Here is a 15,647-nt window from a genome sequence, read left to right on the forward strand (position 1 = left end):
GATCAACAATGTAAAAGTCCCGATGACCTTTTCTCGCCGCCACCTGATCAAAAGTACCGCAGCTTTGGCAGCAGCCAGCGCCCTCCCCATGCCTGCATGGGCAAGGGGTTTGTCAGTAACGGACGCGAAGAAGGGTTTCGGGGAGGTTTCCGGCGAAAATATCGAACTCGCAATCGGCAACCACCATTTCAATACCGGTGGCCGATCAGGACACGCTATCGCGGTGAACGGAACGGTACCCGGGCCGCTGATCCGCCTGCGCGAAGGCCAGATGGCACGCCTGAATGTGACCAACAATCTAGACGAGGGCAGCTCGATCCACTGGCACGGCCTGCTGCTGCCCTTCCAGTTCGACGGCGTCCCCGGCGTAAGCTTTCCAGGCATTCGGCCAGGCGAGCGCTTCAGTTACGAATTCCCGATTCGCCAGAGCGGCACATATTGGTGGCATTCGCATTCGGGGTTGCAGGAGCAGGCCGGCCACTATGGCCCGATCATCGTCGAGAGTGCGACGCCCGACCCCCGGTACGACCGGGACTATGTTGTTCTGCTTTCCGAATTCACCCCAATGCACCCACACGACATCATGCGAAAGCTCAAGGTCGGGGAACATTACTTTCAGCGTGACATGCTGACAGCCACTGAAGGAGAGATGTCGGGCGAGATGCGCCGCATGTGGGGCCGAATGCGCATGAATCCGCGCGACATTTCCGACGTAACGGGCAGCACCTATACATTTCTCGTGAACGGCCATGGTCCGGAAGACAATCTGGAACTGGCTTTCAATCCGGGAGATCGCGTGCGGCTGCGCGTGATCAACGGTTCGGCGATGACCTTCTTCAATCTGCGCATTCCCGGAGTGCCGATGACGATCATCCAGGCTGACGGGCAAGACGTAGACGATGTTGAAGTCGACGAGTTCCAGATCGGCGTCGCAGAAACCTACGACGTAATCGTTTCGCCGCCCGCTGGCAGCCACGCGATTGTGGCGGAAGCCATGGACCGCAGCGGGATGGGTCTCGCCAGCCTGACGAGCCATGCCGGTCACATCGCCACAGCTCCGGCACTGCGTGATATCCCGACCCTCACCATGATCGACATGGGCATGATGGATCATGGCGGCATGGAAGGCGTGAACGAAATGGGCCACTCCATGCGCGACACCTCGAAACTGCCCGGCGATGTCGAGGCGGGCCCGGGTGTCGATATGATCGCGCCAATGCCTATGGACCGGATGGATTTTCCGGGCCTCGGTCTCGACAAGGTCGATCACCGGGTGCTGCGTTACACTGACCTCAAAGCGAAGCGGATGAACCCCCACCGCAAGATCGACCGGGAGATGGAAATTCACCTCACCGGGAATATGGAACGCTACATGTGGTCATTTGACGGCAAGAAATTCTCTGCCGTCACCGACGAGCCGATCCGGTTTGGCTATGACGAACGCGTTAGAGTCAAGCTGGTCAACCAGACCATGATGGCCCATCCGATTCATCTTCACGGCCACTTCTTCGAACTGGTGAACGGCGCAGAACACATGCATCAGCCACTGAAGCATACGGTAGTCGTACAACCCGGCGGTACTGCCACTTTCGATCTCACGGCGAACGAGCCGGGCGACTGGGCATTTCACTGTCACCTTCTATACCACATGCACGCAGGGATGATGCAGGTGGTGACGGTCCGCCCGTTCCCCGACGGAAAACCGGTATGATCCGAGCTTCGTTCCTCGTGGGCGCGATGCTGGTGGTCTCTCCCCTGAATGCTCAGGACCATGCATCTCACAAAGAAGCGACACCGCCCGCAATGGACCATTGCGCAATGGGCCACCTGCCGCCGGAGCAATGTCCGCCGATCGATGAACCTGAAGGCGACGCAACTACCGCCGACCCAACTACCGCCGATCCAACGACCGACGGTATGCCTGACGGTATGGACCATGGAAATCATGGCACCATTGATCACGCTGAGCACGGCGAGGTGACTGACAAATCGGCTAATGCTGCCGCTCCGGAAACTGCGGTCCCGCTGCGCGCGCTCGAAGGCCCCCGGCACGCAGCCGACGCGGTCTGGGGAAGCGAGCAGATGGCGTCCGCGCGTTCGCAGCTGGCGCGTGAACATGGCAGAATGGCCACAGGAATGGTCCTCGTCGAACGGCTTGAGGCGCGGCTGGCCACCGATAGCGGCGAAGATGGCTATTTGTGGGATGCGCAAGCCTGGTATGGCGGCGACATCAACCGTTTCGTCCTCAAGACCGAGGGCGAAGGAGAATTCGGCGGCGCTCTGGAACATGCAGAAGTGCAGGCACTCTACAGCCGCGCCATCGGTCCGTTCTTCGATTTGCAGACGGGGGTACGCTTCGATCCGGAGCCCGACAATCGTAGCCACCTGGCAATCGGCATCCAAGGCCTCGCGCCCTATATGTTCCATATCGATGGAGCCATGTTCATCTCCGACAAGGGAGATCTCACCGCGCGCGTGGAAGCCGAATACGACCAGAGGATAACACAGCGTCTGATTCTCCAGCCTCGTATCGAAGTCGAGCTCTCAGCCCAAGATATTCCGGAAAGGGAAGTCGGTGCCGGTATAAGCAACGTGGAGCCGGGCCTTCGTCTCCGATATGAAATCGCGAAGGAATTCGCGCCCTATGTGGGCGTAGAGTACGAAGCGAAGGTCGGCGATACAGCGGAACTTGCACGCCTTCGCGGCGAAGACCCCGATGCGATCAAGGCACTGATCGGTCTGCGCGCCTGGTTCTGACCAGGTCGAAGTATCTCTCGGCGGTCGAACAAGTCATGGCGGGGTGGCCTTAACGGCAGCCCTGCAGGACTCCTCGAATGCGCATATACTTCAGAAGCGTAGTGTATATCCGACTTGGGCAACAAAGCTTCTTTCTTCGCGCTCGCCTGTCCAGTCATAATTTATATATCGCTCGTCCCGTAGAATATAGCCCAGCTGAGCTTGCAGCTCCACCTGTGGAGACACCTGCCACGCAGCCTTGAGCGACGGGTAAAATGTGGTGTCGGACCCGTTTCCCACCTTCTGGTTCCGATGCGCCACGCTAATCCGCGGCGCGACATAGGCCTCCGATCCCAGCGGGAAACGATAATAGAAATCAGCCGACTTGATCTGCGATCTCTCGCGGTCCGTGACCGTGAACAGGCCCACCAATGTATCACGTTGCCGGAACAGGTTCGATGCGATCCCCTGCGCACTGACCCGCACTTCGGTTCCGCTGGCAAGATAGGCTGGCACTCCCAGAGAGCCCGGATCGCCCGAAAGCGAGGAAACTTCGATCTCGCCTGATAATCGCCAGCTCTCGCCAACCGGCGTGGTGAAGGACGCGCTCAGCGAGCGCATCTGCAACGTGCGGTCGCGTGATACCTCGCGCACTGTTTCCAGCGGTTCGAGCGCCAGGATCGTGTCCAGCCTCGGTCGCACCTGCCCGATGATGGCATTGGTCAGGGATAGCGTCGGGTAGTGCTGTATCGTTCCAGCGATGGACGCCAACGCCCCATTCTCCAAGGCGAGGGTGCCCCGAAGATAGGCTGCGTTGAGCGTATCGAAAGCAAGGTCGTAATCGATCAGGCCATCGACATGCCACTTGTCCCCGCGCACGCGAATTTGTCCGCCGATCGCCTGCCGGTCCGTTACGCCTGAGGCGCGCTGGTCGAACCAGTAAACGCTGGCCTCCAGTCTTCCCTCATTGTGCGAATAGTCCGCCCCGATCGCGTAGAATGTCTGCCTGTCGTTGATCGTGGTCTGCCGTTCAGACCAGACCGACGCGCCGAAAGCGCCGCGAACGGAAAATCCCGATGACAGCGTGGTCTTGGCAGACACCCCATCAAACCTCCCGAAGATGCCAAGCCCGTATTCCTTTTGACGCCCGATCGTCATCCGGTGATCGGACCCTTGCAGGGCAAGCGAAACGTAAAGCTGATCGAGCAGGGCGTAGGAGCCCTGATTGCGATCCGATCCGGTCAATTGCACCGGCCTGAATTCCGCAACGTATCCTGCACTCGCCCGAGATTCGATGGAGGTCGTGCCATTCGTGGCGACGACAGTGGTATCGGCGACAGTCAAGATCTCGTCGACATTGACGCGCCGGTCGATGAAGCCCGGTGCGAACGTACCCGAACTGTCCCGGATCGCAGCCCGGCTGCGATCCCGAATGTAGAATTGCGAGAAATATCCCCGTACCGAAGTTCGCCATGGTGCTTCTGGTGTGTCCGGGGCAACCTGCGAGCCAACTATTTCGGGCTGTCCTGACGTTTCCCCCGCGGAAGCCTCGCCCAAAGACCCCAGCCGCATTTTGATCCGCGGCACGGCATCGTGGTCGGGATAATCGGCGATGAAGGCATCGAAAATTGCGCGGGCTTCAGCAGTACGACCAGCCCGCTCTGCAAGCATGCCCGACAATTCGCGGGCTCGGGGCGAGTGAGGCCCCTCTCCGCCTGCAAGAATTTGCGCAATCAGCAGATTGGCAGCGGCATCGTCGCCATTCCTGATATGCTCTTCGGCCCGGTCCAGCAGCTCGCTCTGTACACCGGCATCCACCGGCGCAAGCAGCGTCGCATTCCCGGCGGTCTGCGGCGCAGCGGAACAGCTGGGCCCAGTGAATTCGAACATGATCTTCGATGGATCGGCGGAAGAAACAGGGTGGGCTCGGCCGTTCTGTGACAGCTCGATCACCAGCACAGAACCCACCGGTGCGTCGGGCTCGATCCGCACGGTCTCGATCAAATCCCGGAGGGCATCGGGGACCGCAAGATGCTCTTCTTGTAAGACCGCTGATCCGGCAAGTGACATTCGGAATGCGTGTTCATTTTGGACCCGTGCCCCCAAGGGGGCCGACATCCCCGGAGGAAGCGTGATTTCAAAACGCGGGCAATCACCGTTCCCCGTGGCGGTGAGCGTCGGAAGCCCACGCTCGGTACTGACCGCGACCTCCGCCATCGGAGCGGGATCGAAGACCTCCTGAAACTGGATTACGAGGTCCGCCATCAGTTCAGTCTGCCCTGCGGGAGGCGCGGCTTATACCGGGCAGGAACAGATCCCAGTGAACGGTTGTGTGGCAGTCTTCGCAGACCGGCCCGGTCGGCGGATGGCCGGGAGTCATTCCCGGCGCGGTGAAGTTGTTGTGGCACCGCGCGCAACCGAAATCGAAGCCGGCGTGGTCGAAGCGCGCTAGTCGCCAATCCTGTTCGGTGTGGCAGGCGGAACATTGCAGAGAGGTCGGGATGTGCCGGAAAGGTTTGCCTTCGGCGACGATATTATTGTGGCAGCTTTCGCAGGTTCGCGGGGTTCCCTGAAAGACCCCGGCGCGGTGGCATTCCTGGCATTCTACGGTGGCATGCGCCCCATCCAGCGCAAAGCCAGTTTCGAAATGGTCGAAACGGTCGACGATGCGGGCCCGTTCGCTGTCCTGGGGCGGCGGGACAGCTTCCTGCGGCAATGATATCGCAGCAGCGAATGCCGGCATGACGCAGAGGGCGATCAGTCGGAATATGATCATGAGACCTTCCCTTTTCGAAAACGCCTGCGCCGCCGCACCATTGATGTGCGGGTGATCAATTCGCTCCACGAACCGGTGGTGTGGCATTCGGCGCAGTTGGATCCGAATTCGCCGCGGTGGATGTCGTCTGCGCTATGGCACTGCGAGCAGGTTGATCCGATCCGGGCGGACTGCGTCTCCTGACCGTGACAGGCGTAGCAGGACAGACGGGCGTGCCTTCCATCGAGCGGGAAGGACGTCTGGCGGCCATGATCGAAGGTCCAGCTCTGCCAGTCGCTGGTATCGTGGCACTGCGCGCAATTCGGTGCACGGCCGAAGCGCCCCGCGTGCCGCGTGTCCGCATGGCAGGCGATGCAGGTTGTGCCCTTGGCCTGGAACGTCAGGTTCGCATGGCATGCGGTGCAGGTCACCGCACGGTGCCTCCCGGCGAGACGAAAGGCGGTTGCGTCATGGTCGAAGCCGGAAGCGGGCCGCCACCTGCTTTCGGTGTGGCAGGAAGCGCAGGTGCGCCCGAGTTGCCCACGGTGCGGATCGTCTGAGCTGTGGCAGCCGGCACATGTGGTCGGAAGCTTTACCTTTCCTGCGGGCTGCACGTGACAGGTCTTGCAGGCGATCGCAGCATGAGCGCCGCGCAGCGGAAAGCCGAACCGGGCGTGGTCAAAGCTTACGGACGACCACGTGGTGGTCTTGTGGCATGAAGCGCAATCGCGTCCGTAACTGCCCTTGTGGACATCGTCCTCCGCATGGCAGCCGAAGCACGTCATCGGTGGGCGTTTGATGCGCTCGCCCTTGCCGTGGCATTGCACACAAGTGGTTGCGCGGTGCGACCCTGTGAGTGGGAAACGGGTGTCGCGGCTGTGGTCAAAATTGACGAACTCCCACCCCGTAGCGACATGACAGCTCTCGCACTTGTCGCCCTTCGAGCCTTCATGAATATCGTCGTTCCTGTGGCACGCCACGCAGGTTGTCGGAGTACCCTCGAAGCGTCGATTGGCATGGCAGCCCTCGCAGGTGACCGCGCGATGTTTCCCGAGCAGATTGAAGCCGGTTATCGAGTGGTCGAACGCGCGCGTCTGGGTCCAATTGCTCGTTGTGTGGCAGCCCTCGCATTTCTCGCCGAGCCGGCCGTCATGCGTATCGTCCTTTTTATGGCATGCCACGCAGGTGGTCGGTGCTACCCTGAAAGCCTGTGACGGCTTGTGGCAGCTTGCGCATGTCAGCTCGGCATGGGCGCCGGTCAGCGGAAAGTCGGTCAGCCTGTGATCGAATTTCTGCTCGTCGAATGCCGCGATGTCGAAGCCTAATCCCTTGTGGTCCGAATGGCATGAAGCGCAGCTTTCGCGAGCGACCCTTGGCGATTTGCCGTGAAAGCCCTCATCACGCTCGATGTCCTCGGCAACATCCACATGGCATGACAGGCAGCGATTGTCCTGCTGCCCGGACAGAAAGGGCACGTGGCAGGAGAGGCAGTTGTCCTCCAGTTCGGCATGCGCTTTCGAAAGCGGCCCCGGAGTGATGAGTTCACCGATCACGGGCATGGCAAGATAGGCTGCAAGCGTTGTGGCCAGAATGGCGCCGAAGATCAGGATGATCCATTTGCGCACCATGCTCAGAAATAATGCGCTGCGAGGATGTGGATGATCGCGGTTACCCCGAGGAAGATGTAAAGCGGGATGTGTGCCACGTGCCACAGGGCGAAAAGGCGTTCGAACGTCGCGAAGGTGCCGGCGTCCAGCAAGGCGTCAAGATAGCTCCGCACGTGTTTCCGGACTTCGGCGCGCATCGCCTGTCTCTCTTTTTCGGGTGCGCCGAGGAGCGCCATGTGCTGCTCGACCTCCTGGGCAGCAGCCTTCATCAGACGATTGCGGTTGAGCTTGATGGCGACACTCAATCGCAGCGATGCGAAAATGGTGCGGGAAAGGCGTCGGCGCGGATGGGAAACGATCTGCTGGTATTCTGCCAGCCTCGCTTCGACTTCTTTGCCAAGCGCGCCATCGCGATCGAGCCTGTCGCGCTGACGCCTCATCTCGGTCATGATATCGGCCGCTTCTCGATGGCGGAGAGAGTTGCGGCTATATAGGTGCAGGTGGAGGTACCGACCAACCAGCCCTGACAGGGAGACTAGGATCATCGCCCACAAGGCCACCCCGCTGTTGAGTGCGCGCCAGGAAAAGCCCGCGTGAAACAGTACCAGTAGCGGGCCTAACACTCCCAATGTCATATGGATCTTGAACCACGTGCCGACAGTGCCCGGAATGATAGGACCGCCGCGCTTGCGTAGCGGGTATCCGAGCAGGATCACCATCATCGATGCGCCGATGATACCGAGCCAATAGCCGAGCCCCTCGCCGGGGTTGAGGCCCATGCGGTCTTTGGTGAGCCAGCCAATGACGATTGCGGAAACCACGAAGGTCGCGAATAGGTAGCCTTTCCGGCGGACCGTACGAACCGAGCGCACCTTCCGGCCAGTCGCCGTGGGGTGCTTCAGTTCGAGTCCGACCCAATCGGCCATACAGCACACCTCCGCCGGACCACGAGATGCAGTCCGTCAACCGTACGACCCGGTTCTTTGAGGCGGCAAGTAGCCCCCGATGGCCACCGCAAGTTGCGACTAGCACAATATATTATGGATGTCGCGCTTCACCGCAGTTGGAGAACACATACGGCAATTTCGCCGTCTTAAACGAACGCCTCGACTGCCATAAACTTGCCGTTCATTTGCCCAGCCTAGCACCCGAGCGGACATCTGCGGCCGTACGGTATCTCGAACTGATATCCTGCGGCGGCGGGTTGCCAACTCAAGAAACCAGCGGGTCGCGGAGTTTCAAACATGTCTGTCCTAACCTCGGTTGCGGCTTACGCCGTGCCTGCCGCCTCGATCTGGGGAATCTATTCGATTGGTAGGTTCAGATCGCTTGCCAAGGCCCGCGAAATACTGACCGATGCCACTGAAGCGGGCTTGACCGAACCGCCCTCGCTCCATCCGGCGATCGACACCGACAAGTGTATCGGCTGCAATTCGTGTGCCCTCGCCTGTCCCGAAGGCAACGTGCTCGGGATCGTCGAAGAAAAGGCGACGCTGATCGACCCGACCCGTTGTATCGGACATGGCGCATGCGCTGCAGCGTGCCCGGTCGGCGCGATCCAGCTTGTCTTCGGCACGGAGAAACGCGGTATGGACATTCCGTGGGTGAGCCCGGAGTTCCAGACCAATGTGCCCGGCATTTATATCGCAGGCGAGCTGGGCGGGATGGGCCTCATCCGCAATGCGGTTACTCAGGGCCGCGAGGCGGTCGAGAACATCGCGCGCACCCTCACAGACGATCCCGCCGCTCCGGACGAACTGGACTTGTTTATCGTTGGAGCCGGCCCGACAGGTATCGCAGCCAGCCTCGGTGCGACGAAGGCGGGTCTTCGCTTCAAGACTGCCGAACAGGACAGCCTCGGCGGCACGGTCGCCCACTATCCCAGGGGCAAGGTGGTGATGACAGCACCAGTCGAACTCCCCCTTTATGGCACGATGGATTTCCGCTCGGTCACCAAGGAGGAGCTGATCGCGCTGTGGACGCAGGTAATCGATCAGACAGGAGTCGAGATCGGCTATGACGAGCGGGTCATCTCCATAGACGCCACGGAGACCGGCTTCGCGATCGAGACATCCGCAGGCAGTTACCGCGCGAAGAAGGTGCTGCTTGCCATCGGACGGCGTGGCTCACCGCGAAAGCTCGGCGTTCCGGGCGAAGACGGCACCAATGTCCTGTACAGGCTGAAGGATCCCGAAGACCACATCGGCAAGCGGGTCCTCGTCGTAGGCGGCGGCGACAGTGCTTTGGAAGCCGCAATCGCCATGGCGGAAACGCAGCGAATCGAAGTGACGCTCAGCTACCGGGGCGAAGCCTTTTCCCGCGCCCGCAAGCTAAACCGGGACCGGATCGACGAACTGGCGACTTCGGGCCAGATCGACGTCATGCTCGCCAGCGAGGTCAAGGAGATCGCGGAGAAGGTATCGATCCTGCGGAGCGACGGAATCGAGGAGGCGCTGCCTAACGACGTGGTTATCATCTGCGCTGGCGGTGTGCTTCCCATCCCCTTGCTCGAAAAGCTAGGGGTGGAAATCGAGCGGAAACATGGAACTGCCTGATCGACAAAGATCAACGCACACCTAGTTCTCGTGCTGTCGCATTGACGCGGGCCACTCCTGCGCTGTTTCGTGCCAGTACGCTGCGCGCAGTCGCAAGATCTTGCACAGCCTGATCGTACTCGCCGCGTACCATTCTCGAACGGATCAGGCGCGACCATCCTTCTGGGTCGTTGGGGTTCTGGGACAGGCGAACGGCTAGTCCTTCGACCATCCGATCAACCATGGCCTCTTGCTCCTGCTGCGAAAGCCGGGATGCCGCATCAATAGTGTCCTGATCCAGAACTGGCATTGTCGAATTGGCCTCAGTCCCGGCAGTTCGGACGAGCCTGTCGGAGACATCCACATCCAGTTCGGACGCGGCCTTCGCGATGTCGACGCTCAGCTCGCTTTGCCATGCGGCATCGGCTAGTGTTTCGTTGGCCAGAACAATCCATTCATCCAGTGCCTGTCGCTTGCGGCCTTTCTGGTAGTCGGACTTCGCAATGAAATAGCGCGCGCGAACGTCAGATTGGTCTATTTCTCTGGCCTGCTTAAAATGCCTAAGCGCTTCATCCGAAACCATCCCATCGTTCATCGCCGTTAGCGCCTCACCGTACCCAGTGTGCGCGGTCGCATCGCCCGGTAGGAGAGCCACCGCTTTCCGGTAGGGCATGACCGCATCCGCCGGCCGATCGGTCATCAAATATGCCCAACCCAACATTCGGAAACCTTCACCGTCTTCGGGATTTCGCTCCAGCCGCGCCTCGAGCCGCTCGATCATGGTCTCGACATCCGCGATACTGGGGTCAACTGGTCCGGCAGTACCAGGAGCAAGGCTTTGCGGTCCAGCCAAAGGAGGCACACTGCGAGAATTGCCATAGCCGATCGCAATCGCAAGGACCGCAAGGCTGAAAAGAAGCACAGCGATGGATTTAAGCCGATAGAGGCGCTTGGGATCGAGAATATGCGTCGCGCTTGCTGATACCTCTGAGTGTACGCCGTTGGCTGAGCTTCGAGAATAACGCTGCCACGCGAGCGTCAGCAAGGCGCCTGCGGCCACGCCCGACAGAAGCAGCAATATCCATTGCGGCAACATTCAATCCTCCGAAAACTCGGGCGACCGTACGGGAGGATTACAGGGCCGAAGCCCATTTGGATAGTCGACAAACCGAAGTATGGCGGAGAGGGAGGGGTTCGACCTAATCGACTCATACAATTGATTCTAATATCATTCATTGAGATATTTTTCGCTATTTACCCCTACAATTACCCCCTTTCCGTTGGAGTAGCTTTTTCGAATTGCTGACTTTTAGTCGCGCCTGCATCTCGCTCACTCCTTATTCCTGAACCTGATCACGTTCGACTTTCGCTCCGAGAAACAAAAAGCGACACTGGGCAATGGCAGCTTTGCGCCCCATTTTGGTCAAGAGATGATCATCGAACAAGCTTTCGAAAGCGGACGTCGCGACTGATAATTGTCGATCGGTAACGATTGAAAGAACCAGCCTTACTTCAGAACCCCCGCTTATCTCCTGCCATCAGGTTGCCCGCGCACTGTAGCGTGCAGTTCATTTTCCCAGGAGGAAAGTTTTGACTTGCCTCGAAGGAAAGTCGCACCTAGTCATTTTCCTTCGAGGAAAGTGAGGGTTTGGCAATGGATTTGGTAGACAGTTTGGTCCTTCTGGTCGTGCTGGGCGGGCTCGCGTGGATGTCTTGGCGCGATGCGCGCGACTACGCAGCTTTCAAGAAGTTTGATTCCAGCGCGGACCGGGTGCGCTTCTACCGCCGATGGACTGTCGTTCCGATGGCGCTTTTCGGTGTCGGTGGGTTAGCCGTGCTGCTGACCTTCGGGAGACTGGACTCACTATACTCCTTGCCCGTCGAATTCGCGCCATTGATCGCTCCCTTCGAGGCAGCTTCGGAACCCGAAGGTTCCAGCTTTGAAACGGTGCTCGGAATGGCCATTGGCTTGCTTCTAGGCCTTACCATCACGGCCGTGGTCTGGCGTCGGCGGTTGAAGAAGATGTCACAACCGGTGGTCGGCGACATTGAAGCTCTCCTGCCGCGCAACGGAAAGGAGGTGGCATCCTGCATCCCTCTGGCTCTGAATGCCGGCATCAGCGAGGAAATCTTCTATCGCGTCGCCCTCCCGCTGTTGGTGCTAGAAGCTACCGGATCAATATCGGCGTCGCTGATGATCTCGATCGCGGCATTCGGATTGGCGCACTGGTATCAGGGTTGGAAGGGCGTGCTCGCGACCAGTGCGATGGGTGCGCTCTTCTTCTGGTTCTATCTCTCGAACGGATCCATCATCAAGCCGATTGCGATGCACGTGCTCATCGATATGATCGGCTTGGTGATCAGGCCTTTGGTTTCCCAGTATCTGGCTAGGCGACGTGCAAGTGCCGAGGCGAGTGAGGGGGCTGTGCCAGCAATGCCGGCAGGAGCAGCTACGGTTGTCGAGACGGAGGCAAGCACATGAACAACTCTGAGGATCCACGGGACGCACTGGCAGCTCTCGAGTCCACGAATGATCGTCTGGCGAGACGAATGAGGTGGCCGATCTGGAGGCATTTTGCCGGTGGATTGCTCATGACGCTGATGGTCGCGGCAGTAGCTCTCCCTCGTAATGTCGCAGCCGTGGTCTTCGTGACGGCAATGGTCCTGATGTTGTTGATTGTCCGGGACGATAAGAAGCGCCACGGCATGTTCGTGAGCGGATATCAACGAGGCAGGACCGTGTGGATCGTAGCCGCGATCATCGTCCTGAACCTATCCGCGCTGGTCATCGTCCTCACCCAGTTCGAGGACCCGACCGACGATCCATGGTTCTGGGTGACGTTGTCAATCGTCGCTTTCGGGACATCGGGACTCAGCTGGATCTGGGAACGGGTGTATCGCGGAGATGTGCGTGAAGGGAGGTTATGAGCGTGGGTCTCGACGAGATGTTCAACGCTTCCGCGCGCCTGCAGATCGCAGCAATTCTTCTCCGCGCCGACGAAGCCGAATTCTCGGTCATTCGAGACGTCATCGAGGTGAGCGACTCCGCTCTTTCGAAACATCTCTCGACACTGTCAGAAGCGGGCTATGTATCGATCAAGAAAGCGCCCCGGAACGGCCGCCGGCGAACTTGGGCAGCGCTCACGTCTAAGGGCCGACGGGCCTTTCAGCAGCACGTGAAGGCGCTCCAGGAAATGATCACGGTGGCGGACGAGAAGATCGGTGAGACTGCTTCGGACTAGATGACACTGAGGACTACTATTAAGCTGTCGAACTGAATGCCCAGGTCGCGGGGCTATTGAACGGTTTGAGGCCGAAATGGCCGAACGGCGAACCTCTGCCCGTTCACGCCACTTTGGGCTTCCATTGCCAGTTTATGGGAGCGCTCTGAATGTCCGCAACAGAGGGCTGGAGCTTTCATAAAAGCGGACTCGCTGACCGTCTGCTTTTTGGGGCTTGCTTTCCGAAACCGGACAGTCTCCTCCCGTTTAGAGTTTCGGACGCCGTGAGGCGTCGGAAAGTCGACGGTGCCCGAACCCGCGGGCCGCACGCGATGAGCTATGGGGATTTTGATTTCGGGTTTGTCCGGGCGTCTGCTGACGGTGCCGATAAGCGGACGTGCCTGAGAGCAGCCTGTCCGATTTTGTGGAGACACAGCAGCCGTGGGAAGCGCGTCCGTCCGATTTTGGCGATGGGACGACCGCTCTTGGACGGACGATATGCAGACGTCCTTGTCGCCGGAAGCGTGGCTGCGGCGGGGCGCGAGGGTGTCGGGCCGTGCCGGATCACGGCGTGGGCATGCCGGATGGGACGATCGGGTATGGCGGACCGCGCGGCAGGTGGCAGCGCTGGAACGTCTCGATGACGACCATGCGCCCGCCGCAGCAAGGGCATGCCGGACGCGGATCGGGCGGTTCGATGGAGGGCTCGTCCGTCGCCGGCGGTGCGATCGCTAGCAGCTGACGGGCGCGTTCGAGATGGGCTTTGCGGGTGCTGGCGGCGAGCAGGCCGTAGTGGCGGATGCGGTGGAACCCGCGCGGCAGGCAGTGCAGCAGGAAGCGGCGGATGAACTCGTCGGCGCTGAGCGTCATCACTTGCTGACGGTCTGGCGCGGAGCGGCGATAATCCTTGTAGCGGAACGTGACGCCGCTCTCGCCGAACCGGAGGAGACGGCTGTTCGAGATGGCGATCCGGTGGGTGTAGCGCGACAGATAGGCGAGCACTGCCTCGGGACCGGCGAACGGCGGCTTGGCATAGACCACCCAGCGCTTCTTGCGCACTGGCGACAGGTGGCGCAGCAACGCGCGCCGGTCAGCAAGAGGTGCCAGCTGGCTGAAGAAGGCGAGCTTACCGGCATCGTGCAGCGCCAGCAGCCGGGTGAGGAACAGGCGGCGGAAGAGTGCACCCAGCACTCGCACCGGAAGGAGGAAAGCCGGGCGGGAGGATATCCATCTCTCCCCGTCCAGCGCGATGCCGCCTCCCGGCACGATCATGTGGATGTGCGGATGGTGGGTCATGGCCGAACCCCAGGTGTGAAGCACGGCGGTGATGCCGATCCGGGCGCCGAGATGCCTGGGATCGGCGGCGATGGTCAGCATCGTCTCCGAGGCGGTCTTGAACAGCAGGTCGTAGAGGAGCGCCTTGTTGGTGAACGCGATCTCGGCGATCTCGGCGGGCAGCGTGAACACGACATGGAAGTAACCGACCGGCAGCAGGTCGGCCTCGCGCGCGGCGAGCCAGGTCCGTGCGGCGGCGCCCTGGCACTTGGGGCAATGCCGGTTGCGGCAGGAGTTGTAGGCGATCCGCCAGTGCCCGCAGTCGGTGCAGGCCTCGACATGCCCGCCCAGCGCGGCGGTGCGGCAGTGCTCGATCGCCGACATGACCTTGAGCTGCTGCAGGCTCAGATGCCCGGCATGGGTAGCCCGATAAGCTGGCCCGGCGGCACGCAAGACATCGGCGACCTCGAGTGAGGCGCGCACCGGCTCTCAGCCGCTTGGCGCCTTCTTGTCCGGTGCCGCGAGCGCGAGCCGATCGAGCGGGCTGACCACCGCCCGCATCGTCTTGGTCGCCACCTGGGCGTAGAACGCGGTGGTGCCCAGCTTGGCGTGGCCGAGCAGCACCTGGATGACGCGGATATCGACCCCGTCCTCGAGCAGGTGGGTCGCAAAACTGTGCCGCAGGGTGTGCGGTCCGACCCGCCTGGCGATGTCGGCTGCCTCGGCGGCTTCGACGACGACGCGGTGGAGCTGCCGTGTGCTGATCGGCAGCATGGCGCCTCGACCGGGGAAGAGCCAGCCATCGGCGTGGAGCACGCCCTGCTGCCGGCCCGCGCGCCACCAGTCGCGCAGCAGCACGAGCAACCCTTCGGGCAGCATGGCATTGCGATAGCGCCCGCCCTTGCCGCGTTCGATCCTGAGCAGCATGCGCTTGCTGTCGATATCGCGCACCTTGAGCGCCGCGACCTCGCCGACGCGCAGACCCGCGCCATAGGCGACCGACAACGCGGCCTGGTGCTTGAGGCAGGTGGTCGCATCGAGCAGCCGCTTCACCTCGCTCTGCGTCAACACCACCGGGATCTTGCGGGCGTGCGCGGTGCGGACCAGCTTACGGGCAAGCTCGGGACGGTCGAGCGTGTGAGTGAAGAAGAACCGCAGCGCCGACACGATGCTGTTCATGGTCGGCGCCGGGATGCCGGCGTCCCGCTGCTCGATCTGGAACCGCCGGACATCCTCGGCGGTCGCGGTGTGGGGCGAGCGCCCCAGCCAGGTCGCGAACCGCCCGACATCGCGCAGATAGTTGCGCTGCGTCTCCGGGCTGAACCGGCGCAGGGTCATATCTTCGATCAGCCGCTGGCGCAGCGGGCTGACAGGCCCAATCGGAATAATCTCGTTCATCGTTCGACTCCTCGGTTGAAGGAGCCACGATCGTCTGCCTCTCTCGGACCAGACGCTACGCCCGTCGTTCTACATCACCCTCACCACAAGCAACCATCCCGCGAAGCGGGTTCGTGCATCG

13 protein-coding genes are annotated in these 15,647 nt (G+C 60.9%); 6 read left to right on the forward strand and 7 right to left on the reverse strand.

Annotated elements, in window-relative coordinates; all coding sequences use genetic code 11:
* Nucleotides 1-22 precede the first annotated feature (22 nt).
* Both GRI69_RS04230 and GRI69_RS04235 read left to right on the forward strand, forming a co-directional pair.
* The gene (locus tag GRI69_RS04230; protein ID WP_160726959.1) at nt 23-1,711 is read left to right on the forward strand and encodes a copper resistance system multicopper oxidase; all 1,689 of its coding nucleotides are present in this window, start codon (nt 23-25) and stop codon (nt 1,709-1,711) included.
* The gene (locus tag GRI69_RS04235) at nt 1,708-2,757 is read left to right on the forward strand and encodes a copper resistance protein B (RefSeq protein WP_160726960.1); all 1,050 of its coding nucleotides are present in this window, start codon (nt 1,708-1,710) and stop codon (nt 2,755-2,757) included. The genes GRI69_RS04230 and GRI69_RS04235 overlap by 4 nt, the downstream gene beginning before the upstream one ends.
* A gap of 90 nt (nt 2,758-2,847) precedes the next feature.
* On the opposite strand, the gene GRI69_RS04240 is transcribed toward GRI69_RS04235, so the two are convergent.
* The 4 genes from GRI69_RS04240 to GRI69_RS04255 are packed head-to-tail and all read right to left on the reverse strand — an operon-like array spanning nt 2,848 to nt 8,024.
* The gene (locus GRI69_RS04240) at nt 2,848-5,001 is read right to left on the reverse strand and encodes a tetratricopeptide repeat protein (RefSeq protein WP_160726961.1); all 2,154 of its coding nucleotides are present in this window, start codon (nt 4,999-5,001) and stop codon (nt 2,848-2,850) included.
* A gap of 4 nt (nt 5,002-5,005) precedes the next feature.
* On the reverse strand, nt 5,006-5,512 hold the full coding sequence (locus tag GRI69_RS04245; protein WP_160726962.1) for a cytochrome c3 family protein: 507 nt from the start codon (nt 5,510-5,512) through the stop codon (nt 5,006-5,008).
* The gene (locus tag GRI69_RS04250; protein ID WP_160726963.1) at nt 5,509-7,119 is read right to left on the reverse strand and encodes a cytochrome C; all 1,611 of its coding nucleotides are present in this window, start codon (nt 7,117-7,119) and stop codon (nt 5,509-5,511) included. Before GRI69_RS04250 ends, GRI69_RS04245 begins: the two co-directional genes overlap by 4 nt.
* Nucleotides 7,120-7,121: 2 nt before the next feature.
* On the reverse strand, nt 7,122-8,024 hold the full coding sequence (locus GRI69_RS04255; protein WP_160726964.1) for a hypothetical protein: 903 nt from the start codon (nt 8,022-8,024) through the stop codon (nt 7,122-7,124).
* Nucleotides 8,025-8,342: 318 nt separating this feature from the next.
* On the opposite strand from GRI69_RS04255, the gene GRI69_RS04260 reads away from it, so the two are divergent.
* A complete protein-coding gene (locus GRI69_RS04260; RefSeq protein WP_160726965.1) occupies nt 8,343-9,653 on the forward strand; it encodes an NAD(P)-binding domain-containing protein in 1,311 nt (436 codons plus the stop codon).
* Between the two features lie 10 nt (nt 9,654-9,663).
* Here the strand turns inward: GRI69_RS04260 and GRI69_RS04265 are convergent, their stop codons facing one another.
* Nucleotides 9,664-10,728, reverse strand: coding sequence for a tetratricopeptide repeat protein (locus GRI69_RS04265; RefSeq protein WP_160726966.1), 1,065 nt, complete (start codon nt 10,726-10,728; stop codon nt 9,664-9,666).
* A 558-nt stretch (nt 10,729-11,286) separates the two neighbouring features.
* On the opposite strand from GRI69_RS04265, the gene GRI69_RS04270 reads away from it, so the two are divergent.
* The 3 genes from GRI69_RS04270 (at nt 11,287) to GRI69_RS04280 (ending at nt 12,874) form a co-directional block, all read left to right on the forward strand.
* Nucleotides 11,287-12,114: a CPBP family intramembrane glutamic endopeptidase gene (locus tag GRI69_RS04270; RefSeq protein ID WP_160726967.1), complete on the forward strand. Its 828-nt coding sequence runs from the start codon at nt 11,287-11,289 to the stop codon at nt 12,112-12,114.
* Between the two features lie 68 nt (nt 12,115-12,182).
* Nucleotides 12,183-12,560 (forward strand): hypothetical protein, encoded by a 378-nt coding sequence (locus GRI69_RS04275; protein ID WP_160726968.1) that lies wholly within the window; start codon nt 12,183-12,185, stop codon nt 12,558-12,560.
* Nucleotides 12,557-12,874: a winged helix-turn-helix domain-containing protein gene (locus tag GRI69_RS04280; protein WP_160726969.1), complete on the forward strand. Its 318-nt coding sequence runs from the start codon at nt 12,557-12,559 to the stop codon at nt 12,872-12,874. The genes GRI69_RS04275 and GRI69_RS04280 overlap by 4 nt, the downstream gene beginning before the upstream one ends.
* A 543-nt stretch (nt 12,875-13,417) precedes the next feature.
* Here the strand turns inward: GRI69_RS04280 and GRI69_RS04285 are convergent.
* Both GRI69_RS04285 and GRI69_RS04290 read right to left on the reverse strand, forming a co-directional pair.
* Nucleotides 13,418-14,611, reverse strand: coding sequence for an IS91 family transposase (locus tag GRI69_RS04285; RefSeq protein ID WP_160726970.1), 1,194 nt, complete (start codon nt 14,609-14,611; stop codon nt 13,418-13,420).
* A 6-nt stretch (nt 14,612-14,617) separates the two neighbouring features.
* Complete coding sequence (locus GRI69_RS04290) at nt 14,618-15,526, reverse strand: tyrosine-type recombinase/integrase (protein WP_160726971.1); 909 nt, start codon at nt 15,524-15,526, stop codon at nt 14,618-14,620.
* Between the last annotated feature and the right edge of the window lie 121 nt (nt 15,527-15,647).

This window comes from Qipengyuania vulgaris, from assembly GCF_009827325.1.
Classification (GTDB): Bacteria; Pseudomonadota; Alphaproteobacteria; order Sphingomonadales; family Sphingomonadaceae; genus Qipengyuania; species Qipengyuania vulgaris.

Coding starts and splice junctions, on each gene's coding strand:
- GRI69_RS04230 (WP_160726959.1), top strand. CDS start 23: ATGACCTTTTCTCGCCGCCACCTGATCAAAAGTACCGCAGCTTTGGCA.
- GRI69_RS04235 (WP_160726960.1), top strand. CDS start 1,708: ATGATCCGAGCTTCGTTCCTCGTGGGCGCGATGCTGGTGGTCTCTCCC.
- GRI69_RS04240 (WP_160726961.1), bottom strand. CDS start 5,001: ATGGCGGACCTCGTAATCCAGTTTCAGGAGGTCTTCGATCCCGCTCCG.
- GRI69_RS04245 (WP_160726962.1), bottom strand. CDS start 5,512: ATGATCATATTCCGACTGATCGCCCTCTGCGTCATGCCGGCATTCGCT.
- GRI69_RS04250 (WP_160726963.1), bottom strand. CDS start 7,119: ATGGTGCGCAAATGGATCATCCTGATCTTCGGCGCCATTCTGGCCACA.
- GRI69_RS04255 (WP_160726964.1), bottom strand. CDS start 8,024: ATGGCCGATTGGGTCGGACTCGAACTGAAGCACCCCACGGCGACTGGC.
- GRI69_RS04260 (WP_160726965.1), top strand. CDS start 8,343: ATGTCTGTCCTAACCTCGGTTGCGGCTTACGCCGTGCCTGCCGCCTCG.
- GRI69_RS04265 (WP_160726966.1), bottom strand. CDS start 10,728: ATGTTGCCGCAATGGATATTGCTGCTTCTGTCGGGCGTGGCCGCAGGC.
- GRI69_RS04270 (WP_160726967.1), top strand. CDS start 11,287: ATGGATTTGGTAGACAGTTTGGTCCTTCTGGTCGTGCTGGGCGGGCTC.
- GRI69_RS04275 (WP_160726968.1), top strand. CDS start 12,183: ATGAGGTGGCCGATCTGGAGGCATTTTGCCGGTGGATTGCTCATGACG.
- GRI69_RS04280 (WP_160726969.1), top strand. CDS start 12,557: ATGAGCGTGGGTCTCGACGAGATGTTCAACGCTTCCGCGCGCCTGCAG.
- GRI69_RS04290 (WP_160726971.1), bottom strand. CDS start 15,526: ATGAACGAGATTATTCCGATTGGGCCTGTCAGCCCGCTGCGCCAGCGG.